This is a genomic window from Shewanella sp. NFH-SH190041 (genome assembly GCF_024363255.1).
GTDB lineage: Bacteria > Pseudomonadota > Gammaproteobacteria > Enterobacterales > Shewanellaceae > Shewanella.
The window spans coordinates 1,747,897-1,765,505 of sequence record NZ_AP026070.1; the positions used below are offsets into that span (position 1 = coordinate 1,747,897).

Annotated in this window: 9 protein-coding genes; 7 read left to right on the forward strand and 2 right to left on the reverse strand. The window is 45.2% G+C overall.

Annotated features, from left to right (window positions below):
• Positions 1 to 296: 296 nt before the first annotated feature.
• Positions 297 to 1,454, reverse strand: coding sequence for a porin (locus NFHSH190041_RS07745; protein WP_261924655.1), 1,158 nt, complete (start codon positions 1,452 to 1,454; stop codon positions 297 to 299).
• Between the two features lie 1,481 nt (positions 1,455 to 2,935).
• Between NFHSH190041_RS07745 and NFHSH190041_RS07750 the strand changes: the two genes are divergently transcribed.
• From NFHSH190041_RS07750 to NFHSH190041_RS07775, 6 genes are all read left to right on the forward strand, one after another.
• On the forward strand, positions 2,936 to 3,289 hold the full coding sequence (locus NFHSH190041_RS07750; RefSeq protein WP_261924656.1) for a c-type cytochrome: 354 nt from the start codon (positions 2,936 to 2,938) through the stop codon (positions 3,287 to 3,289).
• A 1-nt stretch (position 3,290) separates the two neighbouring features.
• A complete protein-coding gene (locus tag NFHSH190041_RS07755; protein ID WP_261924657.1) occupies positions 3,291 to 4,517 on the forward strand; it encodes a sulfite oxidase in 1,227 nt (408 codons plus the stop codon).
• Positions 4,517 to 4,963: a cytochrome C gene (locus NFHSH190041_RS07760; RefSeq protein ID WP_261924658.1), complete on the forward strand. Its 447-nt coding sequence runs from the start codon at positions 4,517 to 4,519 to the stop codon at positions 4,961 to 4,963. Before NFHSH190041_RS07755 ends, NFHSH190041_RS07760 begins: the two co-directional genes overlap by 1 nt.
• 2 nt (positions 4,964 to 4,965) lie before the next feature.
• Positions 4,966 to 5,409, forward strand: a complete 444-nt coding sequence (locus NFHSH190041_RS07765) for a c-type cytochrome (protein WP_261924659.1) — start codon at positions 4,966 to 4,968, stop codon at positions 5,407 to 5,409.
• A 489-nt stretch (positions 5,410 to 5,898) separates the two neighbouring features.
• On the forward strand, positions 5,899 to 6,996 hold the full coding sequence (locus NFHSH190041_RS07770) for an efflux RND transporter periplasmic adaptor subunit (RefSeq protein ID WP_261924660.1): 1,098 nt from the start codon (positions 5,899 to 5,901) through the stop codon (positions 6,994 to 6,996).
• On the forward strand, positions 6,996 to 10,043 hold the full coding sequence (locus NFHSH190041_RS07775) for an efflux RND transporter permease subunit (RefSeq protein ID WP_261924661.1): 3,048 nt from the start codon (positions 6,996 to 6,998) through the stop codon (positions 10,041 to 10,043). Before NFHSH190041_RS07770 ends, NFHSH190041_RS07775 begins: the two co-directional genes overlap by 1 nt.
• Before the next feature lie 69 nt (positions 10,044 to 10,112).
• Here the strand turns inward: NFHSH190041_RS07775 and NFHSH190041_RS07780 are convergent, their stop codons facing one another.
• Positions 10,113 to 14,507 carry a hypothetical protein gene (locus NFHSH190041_RS07780; protein ID WP_261924662.1) on the reverse strand — a complete coding sequence of 1,465 codons (4,395 nt, stop codon included), beginning with the start codon at positions 14,505 to 14,507 and terminating at the stop codon, positions 10,113 to 10,115.
• Between the two features lie 696 nt (positions 14,508 to 15,203).
• Here NFHSH190041_RS07780 and NFHSH190041_RS07785 point away from each other — a divergent pair.
• The gene (locus NFHSH190041_RS07785) at positions 15,204 to 17,600 is read left to right on the forward strand and encodes a hypothetical protein (protein WP_261924663.1); all 2,397 of its coding nucleotides are present in this window, start codon (positions 15,204 to 15,206) and stop codon (positions 17,598 to 17,600) included.
• Positions 17,601 to 17,609: the final 9 nt, after the last annotated feature.

The window sequence follows — 17,609 nt, forward strand, 5'->3', positions numbered from 1 at the left end:
CACCGCGAAGTGCTAGTTTGCGGGAGGATAAGCATCAAGTTGAAGGTCAGCCATTTAATCCTTGGGGTAAAGGTCGGCAAGATTGATGCGGTTGAGTGTATTGCTAATACCAAGTGGTTATTGAAAAAGCAGTACAATAAAGTGATTGGCTAAAAACTAAAAGCTGCAGAGGATGTCCTCTGCAGCTTTTTATTAGTGGCAATCTTTATTACTGATATCGATTGAGTCCTAGCAGGGGATTTACTGCCGTAAGGGCACCATTGATTATGATGCCACTTGTTTGGTTGATAACAGCACTAGAAGGTGTAACGTATTCCGATGGCGACGCCATTATTTCGTTCAGCTTTAACGCCGTCGACAACATAGTTACTGAAATCCAGCTGAGTTTCGACATAGGTCAATAAGGTAGGATCCCACACATAGACACTGCCGAAGATCAAATACTGCGCTTGTGATTGGCTGACTGTCGACATGTTAATGACCCCATTGTTATTAACCGGAAAACTATACGGATCACTAGCATCTAGATTGTTATAGGCCGCATAGGTTTGCAGTCCTGAGTCAAAGCTGTAAGCGACAAATGCCTCTATACCATACGCTTCAGGGAGCAGATGCCCATTAGCATCGGTATCATGGAATTTGTTCATATTATAATTGGCGGCTAGGTACCAACCGTCAGAGAGGTTACCCCAGGTCACGCCAATACCGTAGATTTCATCATTAGCATTAATGGGTAGCTTACTGGCACCATTATAGCCACTGAATTCACCATGGTTACCGCCAATTGCTACGCTAAGGTTGTCATTGATTTGATAACTTAAAGAGGCGCCGAAAGTGTCGTCATAATTTAACGTGCTATCAGCACTATTAAATGCGGAGACATCAATGCTGTTTTGCTGTAGCTGTGTTTGCAGACCCAGGCTTAGTTTGCCCCATTGCTGACGATACTGTAATGCGCGATCGGCTCGGCCGGTACCGTCTATCCCTCCAGAACCATCCAAGGTATAGACCCCAGAAGCTGCACCACCCCAGACATAGGCATTATCCGTATTGCCGGTCACGTCATACCAGACGCTCCATTGCTTACCGAAACTTAATTGGCCATATGTTTGATGGCTGAGGCTGACATAAGCCAGACGATTATTGAAAACTTGATCGTTTTGCGCAGTAAATTGGCTTTCTTTGTTATAAACCAGGCCGACATCCCCAAAGGGATTGACTCCCCACTCCATACTGGCTGCAGTTTGCCAGTTGTGATCGATTTTATGGGCAAAATTAAGACTAATGCGAGAGGTACCATTGACCACCTCTGTGGTGCTGTCTGTATTTAACAGGCGGATATCGGCGTACCCTCCAAGGCTAATACTCCTGTCAGCATCTTTAAACAGTAGGGTTTCTGCCTGAGATGGGGCGGAAAAACAGAGCGCGATTGCAGCGCAGAGTGTTTTGTTCATCAATGGCCTTCCTGTTTGTTGTGAGGTTAAATACGACACACCCAGTTGTTCAATCTTGGTATTTCTTTTATATCAACCTTTTATTTCAATAAGTTGGTAGTGATAATCATCAAAAACAAGACGTTATGATTGTTCGCTCGATATAAAAAACTATTGAGTGCGATTTGTCCAGTTGAATATGTTGCTTTGGTACAGAATATATCTTGTTATCGGCAAAGTTAACAAATTTTTAACCTTTAGTTGGGTTAAAAGTAAGATAAAATCTCTAACCAATTATTTTTAAATGTTTTTTAATCAGCCATTTTTTCGCTTTGCCATCAATATAGGTTCAACATGCAACAGAACTGACTTACTGGTGCAATACAGCTTGCTTGGGAATCGTTTGTGATTAAGGCATTTCTGTGGGCGAACACAGGGTTATCGGTACTGATTGTTATTCTATTCAGTCATTGATAATGTGTTTCAGATGATAAGACTTAACTTTAACTTTAACTTTAACTTTAACTTTAACTTTAACTTCAACGTTAAATTAACCCTGATAACTAGCACGTTATGTCATGAGTATTAGACGGATTTCATAGCATAACCTAAACAGCAAGCGTGTTATATCAATACAGAGAGCAGCATTATATTGATGGCTAAATATAACAGTCATTTCAATTTACTATTATGTAATTAATTAAGCTTGGTTGGTCATTATATACGCTATGATGTTGATTCAACTTTGCAGCATATTGTTAATGCAGTAGCATAGTGAGGCGAATTTTATTTTTAGAACTGTAAAAAACACGCTATATCAGTATCAAAGTGTATCTATAGTTATAGATAATATCAGGATATTGTATTTATACCAGCCCCAATGCAAGCCCAGAAAATCTTAGTGTTAGCGCACAGATTTGATATTTTTTGATAAGTTTTTAGCTTTGTTAATGTGATTCTGCACGGTAATTCAAGCTGTTTTGTGAGTTGCATCAAGCAATGAAATGCGTAAGCTGACGATAAATAAAATTACTGGCGATTAATTATTATTGATTAACTGCTCGCAATATATTAGCAATATAACAATCATCAGGTGTAATTATTTACTGCAGTGCAGTATATAAAAGTAACGTATTGAACGTATTGATTGAATACTGTAAATCAGTAATGATGAAGTAGAGTTTGGGATATATGTGATTTGAATATTTATCAGTAGTTTGTATTGGATATATAAATTCATTATTTAGTTATCTTCAATGATAAGGTTTTTATATCTATTGCTGCTGTAGTTACTATTCATATGAATTTTATTACTTGGTAATTGTTTTATCCTGTTAATATAAAGTAAATCATATGGTTTTCTGTATTTAATGGATTAATTCAATTGTCTATTTGAATTAATCTTTAAGTACATATAAAAATAGATGTATATAGTAATGAGCATTAAATTGCGGTGGGAAATATAGAGACAAGTATTAGCTAGGTAGAAAATAAGGTTGGATATGTTCAGTAAATATAATAATAACAGCAGGTACAGACTGCTTATTTGCAGCTTGTTATTAAGCTCTTCCTATGCAGTGGCTGGCGCTGATGCGAAACCAGACACTGAGCAATATAACAAATTGCTGGATATGTGTCAGGCCTGCCATGGTGAAACGGGTGTTAGTGCATTTAGCAGTATTCCTCACTTAGCGGGGCAAAATAGTGATTATCTGGCGGTGCAGTTACAAGCCTTTAAATCTGGTGCACGCCCGGATCCGACCATGACTAAAGTTGCACGGTTATTATCCGAGCAGGATATTGATCATCTCTCCCGTTATTTTGCGCGGGCAATAGCTGATAATAAGGACAAATAAAATGGCTATCGACAGACGTTATTTTTTAAAAGGGGCCGTTGCCAGCTCTGTGGCCGCAATGCTCCCGGTTAATTGGGTATTTGCTGCTAACCGTCCACTGGGATTTGTGCCATTGGATATCAGTTCACTGACTTGGCAAAGTGCCTCGCAGTTGCCAGATTATTTTCATGTACTCAATACCAACCCTGTTAATGCCCAGCCAGCTGAACATATGCTGGATCCTGTTACCACCCCAGCAGATGTAGCCTTTATTCGCTGGAATGGTAAATTGCCTGATTTTGCCAATATTGATCCGCAGAAATGGACGTTTACTGTTGACGGCGAGTCTTGCAAAAATCCGAAAACTTACACGCTAGCAGAGTTGAAAAGCCGTTTTACCCATCATACCCGCAAACTTACCATTGAATGTGGCGGCAATAGCCGCAGTGAATTTTACCCCAATGCTAAAGGTAATCAGTGGAGTAATGCCGCGGTGTTTTGCGCAGAATGGACCGGGGTGCTGGTACGGGATGTGTTGAAGGACTGTGGTGTAAAAGATGATGCCGTGTATACCGGCCATCATGGTGTGGATAAACATCTGAGCGGCAAAGGTCCGGCAATCTCCCGCGGGGTTCCAATTGCGGCCGCGCTGGAAGATGATGCCTTGATCGCTTGGGCCATGAATGGTGAGGATATTCCCTATATGCACGGTTATCCGCTGCGTATTGTGTTTGGTGGACGGCCAGGCTCTGTTTCCCATAAATCAGCAACCGGGATCAGTATTCGTAACCAAGTGCATGATGGTAAGAAGATGGCGGCTCCGGCTTACAGCGTGCCAGATTATCCGGTGGCACCGGGTGAAAAAGTCGCCAATAAAGATTTTGACATCATCGAGGAGATGATAGTGAAATCCTTAATCACTTACCCTCAAACCGGAACAGAAATTAAATTAGGTCAGCCGCTGGAAGTGCGCGGGCATGCCTGGGCGGGGATGCGTGATGTGAAGAAGATGGAGCTGAGTTTTGATTATGGTGCGACTTGGCATCAGACCAGTTTGACGCGCCCGGCGAATAAAACGGCTTGGCAGCAGTGGCGTCTGTCACTGGATCTGCCTAAAGCTGGTTATTATGAAATTTGGGCTCGGGCGACGGATGATCAGGGGGTGACACAACCGGTTGTTCAACCTCAGTGGAATCCCAAAGGTTATCTGTTTAATGGCTGTCACCGCATCGCGGTGAGGGTGGTGTGATGATGACTCTGACACGATCTTTATGGCGGACTTGGCATCAAGGTAGGCGACTTTATGGCGCATATAGGGCGAGATATCTTGGCATTTGTGCAGTATTGCTATTACCGCTGACAACTCCCGTTGCCCTAGCAACCGAAGCCCAGTATCCGGTTGATCCCACTTCTCAACTGATCATGGCGCCAGGATGGGAATTGGTGCGAGGGCAGTGTAATGCTTGCCATACCAGTGCCATTATTGCGCAAAATCCAGGTAATCGTAAGGTGTGGCGTGAGACGCTGCAATGGATGATTGATACCCAGGGGTTATGGCAGTTATCTGATACTTGGGAGCCAGTGCTGGATTACTTGGTTGCTAATTATGGCGAAAAACAGGTTGATATGAGTCGCTTCCGGCGCATGCCATTGCGCCCTGAGCAGCAACCCCCAATGCCACAGGCCGAGGAGTAGCCATGATAAAACAATTTACCAAGGGATCACGCCAAGCATGGCTGAGTAAACTAGCTGTTTGTGGGTTGCTCTTGTGGCTGGGGAATGTATTGCCCGCTGTTGCTGCGCCATTGGCTCACAATCAGTTTAATCAGGCATTGATCAAACTGGATCTTACACTGCCAGAGACGCTACTGTCGCATCAGGCTGATGTCGCTAAGGGTAAGATTTTGGCTCAGACTCGCTGTGAAGCTTGTCATGGCAGCGCCATGCTCAAGTTGATGCCGCAATATCCGGCCTTGGCAGGGCAGCAGCCGGCGTATTTGGTCAAACAGCTGTTGTCCTTTCAAACTGCCGCTCGGGTAAACCCGATTATGCAGGCCCAAGCAACCGGGTTAACCATGGCACAGATCAAAGATGTGGCGTTATGGTATGCAAGCCAGCCTAGAGTAGCGTTACAGCCATGAGTCACTTTGCTTATTTCACTGCAAGGATAGGTATGTATCCAGAAAACTCACAATGGTGATGTGCTAGGGTAATAGGCTAAATCCCCGGCAGAGCCATGCTCTGTCGGGGATTAACGTTACTAGAGTTAAAGATAACGGGCGCGATTGTAATATGGTTATCTTTTGGGCTTTGCGCTTATCTCTTTTAGTCTCTTAATCTCTTAGTTTTTTAGCTTCCGCTGAGATTTATTGGCAGTGTATCCCTGCTGATAACAGAGGGTATAGCTGTCTTTAGCCATTTTTATCAATGAGTATTTCAGTTTGTCTCTTCAGCTTCAGAATCCTCCCAATTTTATTACTAGTTTTTTGTTTATTGACAACAATTATGTAAATAGTGTTGCTAATGTACTGATAAATATTTGATTTTATGCGGGCGCTCACAAAGTGCTGACTTGGAGGGAAAACGCGGCTTGTTAACATCAAGGCTGTCACAGTTTGATGGAGCAGTCAGTGAATACCTTATTATCCCCTACCGTATTGGTTTTTATCTCAGGTTTGGGGCTGTTAACCGCCTGTGGCGGTGATGAGTCAGTCAAATCTCAGCAAGGCGCGGTAAAGTCCACTGCACTGCAAGCCGCGCCGGCCGCCCGACCAGCCATGGTTGAAACCCTTAGCGGGGATGACATGCATGGGCTGAGTTTCAGTGGCGTCGTGCAGCCAGCGCAGCGCGCCGAGTTAGCCTTTAGGTTAAATGGCAATTTGATGCGGCTAAATGTACAGGAAGGGGATAAGGTCACAGCAGGTCAAGTACTGGCGCAGTTGGATCAACAGGAATTTAAGTTGGCATTGGATTCTGACGCAGCCCAGTACCGTAAGGCTCAGGCGGATCATCAGCGTGGTGCAGAGCTATTCCGTCAGTCCGGGGTCATTTCTCAAGCAGAACTGGAACAGCTGGAAACTGCTAAAGCGCTGAGCCATAACCAATATCAGGATGCAAAGCGCAATCTAGCTAATGCAACCTTAACGGCCCCGTTTTCCGGTGTTGTGGCCCGGCGTCTGACCGATAACTACACCCAGGTGCAGGCGAATCAACCGGTATTAGTGCTGCACAATCTGGATGAATTAGACGTTGTACTGCATGTGCCAGCGCAATTATTCTTGCAATCTGGGCAACGTCACAAAACCGCGTTGGCGAAATTGGAAGGGATTACCCATCCACCGCTACCGCTGACCTTCAAATATTTTTCCAGCGATGCAGATCCCCAGACTCAGACCTATGAGGTAGTAATGACTTTTACCGATCGTCAAGGTGTGAACGTGTTGCCGGGGATGAGTGTGCAAGTGCTGCCTGGAACCTCGACCACGGCATCATTACTGACAGTGCCCTTGTCTGCAGTGCAATCTGACAATATTGGTGGTCAGTTTGTTTGGTTAGTGGGAAAAGACGCCAGAGTGCAGCAACAGCAGGTGACAGTGGGTCAATTACTGGGTGAGCGGGTGGTGATTGATTCCGGTTTATCACTCGGGGATAAGGTGGTGATTGCCGGTGTTGCAGCCCTGCGCAGTGGCTTGCAGATCCGGCCTGTGGATATTAAAGGGGCTAGCTGATGAATATTGCCCGTTATGCCATCGCAAAACGCACCAGTCTGTGGGTCATTATTGTGCTCCTGTTGTTGGGTGGCTATCTGAGTTATCAAAAGCTCGGTCGCTTTGAAGATCCGGAATTTATTATCCGTCAGGCGGTCATCACGACGCCTTACCCTGGCGCTACCGCGCAGGAGGTGGCTGATGAAGTGACGGATGTGATTGAAAGTGCTGTGCAGTCGTTGCAGGAATTAAAGGAGGTCACCTCGGTTTCTAAACCCGGTATGTCGGAGGTCACCGTTGAAATGGCGTTGGCTTTCTCCGGCACAAAAGCCGAGCTGGATCAGATTTGGGATAAGCTCAGGCGCAAGATCACCGATGCGCAGCGGGCTTTACCACCCGGCGCAGGGCCTGCAATAGTGAACGATGATTTTGCTGATGTGTATGCGCTGTTTTATGCCGTTACCGCTGATGGTTACAGTGACCGACAATTGCAGCAGTATGTTGATATGTTGCGGCGGGAATTAGCACTGGTTCCCGGTGTGGCAAAAACCCAAACCTTAGCAGAAAAACAGGTGCAGATTTTTGTCGAGATTTCAGCCCAGAAACTGGAACGTTTCGGTGTCTCGGCCAATCAGGTTTATCAGGTGCTGCAAAAGCAAAATCTGGTGGCCACAGCCGGTGATTTTACCGCGGGCAGCATGCGCATTGCCGTAATGCCTCAGCGCAGTGTGGCTGATTTTGATCGCCTTAAACAGATGCCGATTGCATTGGGTAATCATGGCAAAGTGGTGCATTTGGCGGATATTGCCGAGGTGTATCAGGATTATCAGCAGCCAGCGCGATTACTGATGAGCTATAACGGCCAGCGGGCAATCGGGCTGGGGATCTCTAATATTAGCGGCGGTAATGTGGTGGAAATGGGGGATGCCGTTAAGGCGCGGTTGGCCGAGTTGGACAGCTTGCGTCCCATCGGCATGGAGCTGCACCCCATTTCACTGCAATCAGATTCTGTGCGTAGCTCAGTGGCCGATTTTGTTGATAATCTGATTGCGGCGGTCGTGATTGTATTTCTGGTTTTGCTGATTTTTATGGGGGTACGCAGCGGCATTATTATCGGCTTTGTGTTGCTGCTAACCGTAGCCGGTACCCTGATTATTATGTTGATTGATGATATTGCCATGCAGCGGATTTCGCTTGGCGCGCTGATTATTGCGCTGGGCATGCTGGTGGACAATGCCATTGTGGTCACTGACGGTGTGCTGGTGCGTTTGCAGCAAGGTCAAGCGCGAGAGCAGGCCATTGAAGAGGTTGTGCAATCTACTATTTGGCCGCTGCTGGGTGGTACCATCGTAGGTATTTTAGCTTTCAGTGCCATTGGGCTGTCACCCAGTGATATGGGGGAATATGCCGGTTCGCTATTTTGGGTAATTTGTTACTCCATGCTGCTGAGCTGGTTGTTTGCCATTACGGTCACGCCCATGCTATGTCAGCGGTTTTTAACGGTGAGCCCACAAGCTAAGCCGCAATCTGGGCGGATCCTGGCTGGCTATCGTCGATTACTTTTGTTGGCGTTGCAGTATCGAAAAACCATCGCAGTACTCTTAATCGGTCTGTTATTGGCTGGCATCAGTGGCATGGGACAAATTCCGCCCGGGTTTATGCCAGATTCTCAACGGCCACAGTTTGTGGTGGATATGTACTTGCCTCAAGGAACGGATATCCAGCATACGGCGAAGGTATTGGCGGAGATGGAACAGCATGTTGCCCGGCAAGAGGGTGTGGGCAATATTACCGCCTTTGCCGGCGGCGGTGGTTTACGTTTTATGTTGACCTATGCCCCAGAATACCCTAATTCCGCGTATGGCCAATTGTTGGTTGATGTGGCTGATTACCGACAAATTAGTGGCTTGCTAGAAACATTGCAGCATGAATTGAGTGATGCTTTTCCCGATGCTTCGGTAAAAGTGTGGAAGTTTATGTTAGGCCGAGGCGGAGGCAAAAAAATCGAAGCCGGGTTTAGCGGCCCGGATGCGCGGGTACTGCGGCAATTAGCTGAGCAGGCGAAAGCCTTGATGCGTGAAGAGCCAATGCTGATTGCTGTGCAAGATGACTGGCGACAACAGGTGCCGGTGGCAAGACCGGATTATATTGACAGTCGCTTGCAGCAATTAGGATTGACTTCCTTTGAGGTCAATCAGGCATTAGCTCAGACATTAACTGGCCGACAGGTCGGCGTCTATCGGGAACATGATGAATTGATCCCCATTGTGGTCAGGGCGCCGGCTACAGAACGCAGCCATCAGCGAGCCATTGAAAATACCGCGGTATTCAGCCCACAGTCTGGGCAGATGATCCCGGTATCTCAACTGGTGAGCTCGGTTGATGTTATCTGGCAAGATGCCATGTTACGGCGTATCGACCGTATCCTGACCATTTTGGTGCAAGCCGATCCGGCTCCCGGGGTACTGACTAATGATGCGTTTGCGGCGATACGGGATAAAATTGACGCTATGGCGTTGCCTCCCGGTTACCAGTTGACTTGGCATGGTGAATATAAGGCATCCCGCGAGGCCAATCAGGGCTTGGTTATTTCCGCGCCTTATGGCTTTACTGCCATGATCCTTGCCGTGGTCTTTATGTTTAATGCGCTGCGCCAGCCTTTGGTGATCTGGCTGACTGTGCCACTTGCTGTTATCGGGGTTGTGGTTGGATTGGTGTTATTCCAGACACCATTTGAATTTATGGCAACACTGGGCTTTCTTAGCTTGATAGGTATGATGGTGAAAAATGCCATTGTACTGGTGGATCAGGCAGATAATGAGATTGCGGCAGGGCGAGATAGGTTTGACGCCGTGGTCAGTGCGGCCCTTAGCCGGGCAAGACCTGTGGTATTGGGCGCACTGACAACCATTATGGGCGTTGCGCCTTTACTGTTTGATCCGTTCTTTAAAAGTATGGCGGTAACCATTATGTTCGGTTTGCTGTTTGCTACAGGGTTGACCTTGATCGTGATCCCGCTGTTATACGTTGCGGTAATGGGAATAAAAACACCCGCTGCGGACAGTTGAATCTCTTGTTAAACAATTTGCGAGTAATAAAAAAGCGCCGTTAAGGCGCTTTTTTATTACTTCAGCAGATTATTGTACGAAGGTTGCTTTTACCGTATCGACAGCAATACCGTAACGTCTATAGACCCCACTGACTTCTAGCGTATATTTATGACCTGCGATGAGTTGACTGTCAAAATTGGCTCTAGGCATATCATAACTATAATAGTTGTAGTAAAGATCTAGTGTAGTGTTGCCTACAATGCTGTGATCTGTTTGATCAATCAGGTTGTAAACCGTTTTGTCTGAGCCGTAACCATCTCTGTTATAAAATCCACCCGGGCTGTTGATTTGGAAATGATATTTACCGCTTTCCGTTACCTCAATAGTCCAGTCTGCTGTAGTGCCAGCTGTACCATAGTACATATAGCTTTTCCCTAACTGATGATAAGGCTTGGATTTCAATTCACCTTTATTACTGGCTTTATATCCGACACTGCTGTAATTCATAAGTGTGCCATCGGGGGATGTTGTTACACAAACGAGGGTTTTATCACTGCAAGTTTTAGCAACAAAGGTCGTTTTAAAGTGCTCAACAACGTTATTGATAGCAGAGATAAATTGAGTTACCTCAGCCTTATCTAGCGTTGATTGATGCACTTTACTGCGGATGTTGCCTAATGCCAATGCGGCCTGAGAAATGGCATTAGCAGGATAACTTCCGCCAATTGGGTGGATAGCCAATTGGGTTATCGTCGCTTTTGCTTGTTGTAGCACTTGTTCTACATCTAGGGCTTGATTATAGACATTACCAATCTGTTCAAGCTGCTGTTTCATTTGGTTGATCTCAGTTGGATTGAGATCCCCTGACGCTGCAGCCTGTTGAATTGCATTAATTTGACTCAATGCTCGCTGACGATAAAAGTCGGCTTCTTTGATATCAGATGGTGCTGAGATGCGTGTTTTTTCAGCAGTGATATTATTGTTCAGAGAGACTTGCAGATACTTTCCTGCATTATCTTCAACATGCAGTTTCGATGTTCCTACATCAGCAGAAATAAACTCGATTTTGACGGCATCGACAATCAGCGGTCCTTTGAGCATTTTTTCAGCGCTGCGGTTGTGAACCGTGACCTTGTAAGACTGATTGGTATCCTTGAAGACATAGGTCCCCAAAGAAATATATTCGCCATCCGGCATTAATGGATAGTCGAATGGTGCAGGGTTATTGACCCCTTTTACCATATTAAACAGGTGATTTGGTGATTCTCCTAATGTTGAATACACATGGTACAGCGCACCGGTTGTTGCATCATTAGCAGAGAAATAGCTGCTGGATTGGGCAAAATCAGACGGAGCTCTGACACTGATATGGTATGTGCCCGGCTGTTTTACCTTAAACCACCAAGCGGCTGAGTCACTGGCATCTTTAGCAAACGCATAATTATTGTTCAGCGCAGTGCTGCGATCAGTTTTTTCTATCCAGCTGCTGCCATATTTGGCAAATGCAGCATCACTATCATCGATAATACAGCTCGTGCCTGCCTCACAGGTTCTGACTGCATGTTCATCTGAACTGATTTTGGTCGCTGGCTTAACGTTTTGATAAGGCTCTTTGGTGCTCAGATAACCGGCCTTTTGTACCTGCATCGATTCACCGTTATGGGAAAAGAAGTCACTGACTTCGCCACTCATTTCAATGAAGAGTCCGGCTGAGCGTTCCAATGAATCTTTTGCCTGAGGCAAGTATGGCGCCAGCGTCATAATATCTGACATGCCTAAGCCATTCTTCATTGCATAGTCAATCAGTCCTTTATTATCGGCATACAAACGCTTGTAATTATCCAGTGCGATTACCGGCATAATATGGCTGCCTTGATTAAAGCGTGAGACAACTCGCAGCGGCGTATCTGCCTGTTGTGGGGTTACGGTAAAGCGTTGTCCGGTATCTCCGTCTCGCCCTTGAACACCTGTCATACCCAGTAAATGGATGATAGGTTCAGTCCCTGCCAGCGGCGCAGCCAGTCCATGATCCAATGGCGCTGTTGGTTTGTTGTCAGCACTGTTTGGGATAGTTTGATCCCCTGGCGTGAATTGCGGTTCACCATTGTCAGAATACACTTGATAGCCATCAGTATCAGTGACCGGCGCGCCACCAACCACTTCCGCCATATACAGAGGAGTATTGGATTGCTTCAGCAGTGAGGCAAAGTTAATTGAGTCTGCACCATCAATCACATTCTGCATACGATACAGGTATTGCTCTAATGCAGCGCTGCCAAATTCCAGATTCATTGACGCAAATGCTTTGGCAATGGTTGGCCGGAAACTAGGGGAATTTTCCAATAACTTAGGAATTGCCGCGCCGGTAGTCAGCAGACCTGCTGCGCGGATTTTTGGTAATTCGGTATTGAATTTCTGCACTTGTGGGTTGTTGTTCACCGCCACAAATGGCATACCTAAAATACCGCCGAGAGAATGGCCGACAAAATACACCTGGCTGGTATCAAAGTCAGGCTGTCCATCGCCGTCAATATCAATATTTTTCAGACTAGCATTCAGATTCAGTAAGTCGGAGACAGCTTGACGCATACGATCACGCTGACTGATAAAGTTACCAAAGTTCATGAAGGTTGAACCTGAGTTACCTACCGGGCCGTTAAGACCATCCCATTGCATTGGGATAACGTTGCCTTGATCGTCTCGGGTAACATTAAAATGACGTTCACCGATGGTGTTGACCTGTGCCAACTCTTTTTCTAATTCTTTGCGCTGAGCATCATCTTTATTGGTCTTGATCTGTTCTGCTAATTGTTCACGCAGGGAATGCATACCAAAGCCAATAAAAGGTGATGGAACTTTAAAGCCCATGGCATCAAGGGTGGGGGCAATACCGTGCAGAGGCAGATCCATGGCAATCGTGGCAAAACACTTATTTCCTTGTCTGTGCGTTTTACACAGGGAAGCTAGGGCAATGCCGGTGGAAATACTGTTACTGCGATCACCAAAAATACCGTGCTGAAAAATCACTACAGGCCAGCCATTTGCAGGCTTATCTGTTGATGGGACTGTCACTAAGAAAGGCACTCGCTCAGTGGTTTTTTGCGCGGGGTAGGGCGAGGTATTGCGGGTATTAAGGTTATTATTCGTACCTGGCTCCGCCGCCCACTGATCCTGATCAAACTGGTTCAGTGATGCTTGAGTGACGTGCCCCTGCTCATCTTTTTTTGGGGCTTGGAGGTAATAAGGCAGGTCAATATAGCCCTGACTAAAGGTTACCGCTGGAAACCCCATGCCTTTATTAAATAACAAACCTACATATTTACTCGCGCCCAATGCGGATTTCACACTGGCTAATTTCCCTTTAACTTCATCTTCCGGCACATTTAAAACATAGGCGACAGTACTGGGATCTAAATTATCCAGTAATTGCCCAACTTGCTTAATAAAAGGGGCAAATAAATCCATAAACTGCAAATTGTGACGGATCAGCCCCACAGTGCGTGGTTGCGGCAGTTCATCCGCGGGCAGTGGTGTGCGGGCTTGTGCGTTATCAGCTTGAGTTGCAGAGTAGCCTTCTGCCATTAATGCTGCTTTGGGGCTGGCTAATGCCAATAAATCCAATGGGCTGCGAGTGGTGGTAAAGGTATAGGCATACGCGATGTGCTTAGTCTGCTGCGTAAATTCACCCTTATTTAAGGTCGGCAGTACGTGCTTGGCAAAAGCCTGCCAGGTATGTACAACCTTGTTGAGCGGATCGGCATTATCAGTGGCTTGTTCTGCTGCCAGATATTCGGCTGATGGCGTCAGCGCAGCTCCCTCAGTATCTTTGATACTGTCGAGCATAATGACCAGATATTTGGTATTGGGTGCCAGCGGGGCCAATGGACTGATACGGATCACATTCGCTTTGCCATCAAGTGAAATGACATTGGCGCGGAAAGATTGTTGCTGCAATTTAGCCGCATCAATAACGTTATGATTTTGGATAGAGAAATTGGCTAATGCCATATTATCAATATCGGGTTGGTCTGCAGTACCAGGGATATTTTTCAGTGGGATCAGGAAAATATTCTGTGACTTACCACTATCGTGCACTGAGGCAGGATCAGGAGCCTGATTAAAAGTAATATCAAACTGGGCGCTGGTGGAAAAGCCATCCATATCGGCTAGGGTGGTATTGGCTTGGGCATTGACCATACCGTCAGTTGAGACGGAAACCCTAGGCGCAAATTTGTCACCAAAGCGCAAATCATTTACCAAATCTAACTGTTGTGCCTGAGGGGCAAACTGGGCGTGAAATTCAGATGTTTCTGGCTTAACGCCTTCATCGCCACAGGCATTTAATAAGCCCAGCATCATTAAAGGCACAATTGATTTTATATTTTTATTAAATTTAAGCGTGTTGTTAACATCTTTGAAAAACACGTAACCACCTTGATAGGTAAAATAACCAGCGCGGTAAGATACTCTGAAAAATGTCACGCCGCTATATTCTGCTGCACATATCAGACCAGTCAGAATATAAAGTTGTCTTTTATGTAATGAGTATGACAATTTATTTTGTATTATCCGGTTCCTTTGTTTAACTATTGGCTTGATATTGTTTCTTGCTTGTGTGTGTTCGGTGAAACATCCATCCGAAATCTTAATTTTGGTATTAGCGATGGCTGGTAAATCTCAGATGAGTCACATAAACGCTGTAACCCTGTGTTACATTTTAAATAATTCATATTTAATAAATTACTTTTAATCTGAATTTAATTTAGTGAGATAAATGGTGATACGCCATCTAGCCATATTATTGATGTTATTGGCATTGACGGGTTGTTTACAGCAAGAGCAGGAGGTAAATACTCCTATTCGTGAAACAGATGCCGCATCGGTTGTCACAGTGACCCCTCAGCACACACCAGCCGTAGTTGAGAAAAAAATACCACTGAGGTTGTTCATACTAAGGCATCGACTGAAAATGTGGGTCAATCGCCGTTAATCTCCCAGGTTACAAATAATGTGGCTGCGAGTGAGCATAATACTGACTCGTCAACGTTACCTCTGCATTCTTTGCCTCCCCAGATCCTTACCTGGGAGTCGATTCCGGCATTACAGCTATGGGCTGGAGAGACACGTACAATCACATTGCCTCTGCAACAAACACAAGTATTACCAGTACAATTTTCGATGAGTCCAGCTTCAAACTGGATAACATTGGACGCCCACCATGGTCAATTGATCCTAAATCCGGCATTAGCTGATATTGGTTCTTATGAATTTGAGCTAACAGCTTCATCTGCTCAGGCTGTAGCTGTCACCAGGCTGTTGGTGGAGGTCGTTGATAAATCGCCCCATATACAATTTTTATCACCTCTGTGGCTACAGGCTCGTGGGGGGGAGTTAACGCAATTCAAGTTAATAGCCAGCCATAATCATCATCACACGTTGACGTATCAGCTGATATCTCCCCAGCCTTGGATGAGCTTTGAGCCAGATAGTGCAACGCTAACAGTTCAGGCTGATAACACTCAAACCGGTGATTATCCGGTGAAAGTTCAGATAACTGATGGCGAAATTACGACTCAGGTTGATTTACATGTTCAAGTATTGCGAAATTATCGTGATGCCAAATTGACGTTCAGGTTTGATAATAAAGAAGCTAATCAGTTAGTTTATCTTGGCATTAATGTTAATAATGGCGCTGTTACTATAAAAGAAACTGTTTCTGAGAATAAATCAGCGCTAAAACATAATCGCTTATCAGTGGGAGATAGGCTTGAGCTGGCTATTGAAAAAACCAGTAATCATCAGGTGTGTACCCTGGAATATGATGAATTGATATTAACGGATATCCCTCAATCCGTACGAATCTCCTGCTTGACTCCTGTCAGCCAGTCCTTTGCCCATGCAGAGCGTAGTTTTTACCTGCAAGAAGGGGCTTTTGATCCCGATCCTTATGATCTAAAAAATGCACTAGGACAAGAGATTCGTGAGCGTCCGACAGTAAAATTTAGCGTTGATAATCCCCAAATCGCTACGGTTGAATATTTAGGGAAGGAAAAAGCACTGAAAATTGTGCCCCATAATACAGGGACTGTCACAATAACGGCAGAGCCCGCTGGTGAGTTTTATGATGTACATAATAATGCCAGCTATACCGTGCATATTCTGGATAAAACCCACGCCATTCGAACGGAGTTTTGTCAAATCAACTGTGTTGATGGTTATGGAAAATATCAGGCGTTGGTTGCTGGGCGATCTGTCACAGTAAGGATGTATGATATCAAAGGTGATTTTACCTTTCAGGCGTTAGATGATGCCGGTCGGGTCTTGTTCAATTCCGCATTACATTGTGACAGCATTAAAGGTCCACAGGTATCTTATCAGCTTGATCAAACCTGTAATGTTGAACTGCCTAGCGAGGCGGTTGTTGTTAATGGCAGATATCAACTTATCCCAGAGGGTAGTGTTACCCCTGTTATTGATATTGCCCCTAATATCTTTTCAGCCAAAGAGTTAATCGTGACCCTGGTTCGGGTAAAGGTAAACACTAAAAATGACGGTCAGTCTTATTTGGGCAGCTATAACCTGTTTCCTGATCGTCGAAGTGATGATGAAGCTTTAGAAGATATTCGCACATTGTTACAGGATAAATTTGCCTTTACCAAGGTATCTGTTCGGGTACATCCCACAATCATAGAATTTACTTCTGACTCGTGGAAATATTCAGTATTGGATAAAGCCATTTCTCGAATAGATGCGATGCGTGCAAGTGATTTGGGACGAGGATTTGCTAACCGTAATGTGTATTACGGGTTGGTGCCATTGCAGCCTAAAGCCAGAACCTTAGGGGTAGGATTTGTGGGGAGCTCTGCTGGTATTGATGCCTCAACCGGAAATCTACCTCCCCGGGATATAGCCCAATGCCGGGGTAAAGCTTGTCTATATCGATTTTATGGCACTTTAGTGCATGAATTGGGTCATACCTTAGGTATTGGTCACGCGCCTTGTGGCTCAACGGCATTCCCTTCATTAGGTTGGAAATATACCGATTGGAAACGAGGTTATAAAGGCGTTTTAAATAACAGCCCCATTTGGCAGCAAAGTAGTAAAACCTTGATGTCACCTTATTATGATTCAGATGTGAACCCCGGGGATCGTTATCCCGTGTTTGATATCATGGGGTACTGCCATGGTTTTCAATTTTCTGAATATAATGTTTTTACGCTACTGAATAACTTACGACGTTATAACAAGTTTGAGTACAACGGCCCCTTGGCCATGGTAGAGCCTGCGGTGAATACTGTGTCATGGTTAATTTCTGATACAGATATTGAGTTGCAACCTTTGCATTCTGGACAGAACAATCTTCTACCAAACAGTGATTATCGGGTTGAGGTACAGACGGATAAAGGCATACATCAACTTATGGCAACGCAACGCCCCTTGTTTGATCAGCATCAAAGCCTATATCAAGTTAATGTACCGGCTGATGAAATCATTCTGCAGCTTACGTTAGTTGATAACAAAGGGCAGGTGCTATTCCATCGAACATTCTCACCTGCCGGTTTTTTACCTGAATAGTTGATTTAG

Bases quoted from the DNA above. Each gene is read 5' to 3' on its own strand.
- NFHSH190041_RS07745 (WP_261924655.1), bottom strand. From the start codon at position 1,454: ATGAACAAAACACTCTGCGCTGCAATCGCGCTCTGTTTTTCCGCCCCA.
- NFHSH190041_RS07750 (WP_261924656.1), top strand. From the start codon at position 2,936: ATGTTCAGTAAATATAATAATAACAGCAGGTACAGACTGCTTATTTGC.
- NFHSH190041_RS07755 (WP_261924657.1), top strand. From the start codon at position 3,291: ATGGCTATCGACAGACGTTATTTTTTAAAAGGGGCCGTTGCCAGCTCT.
- NFHSH190041_RS07760 (WP_261924658.1), top strand. From the start codon at position 4,517: ATGATGACTCTGACACGATCTTTATGGCGGACTTGGCATCAAGGTAGG.
- NFHSH190041_RS07765 (WP_261924659.1), top strand. From the start codon at position 4,966: ATGATAAAACAATTTACCAAGGGATCACGCCAAGCATGGCTGAGTAAA.
- NFHSH190041_RS07775 (WP_261924661.1), top strand. From the start codon at position 6,996: ATGAATATTGCCCGTTATGCCATCGCAAAACGCACCAGTCTGTGGGTC.
- NFHSH190041_RS07785 (WP_261924663.1), top strand. From the start codon at position 15,204: ATGAGTCCAGCTTCAAACTGGATAACATTGGACGCCCACCATGGTCAA.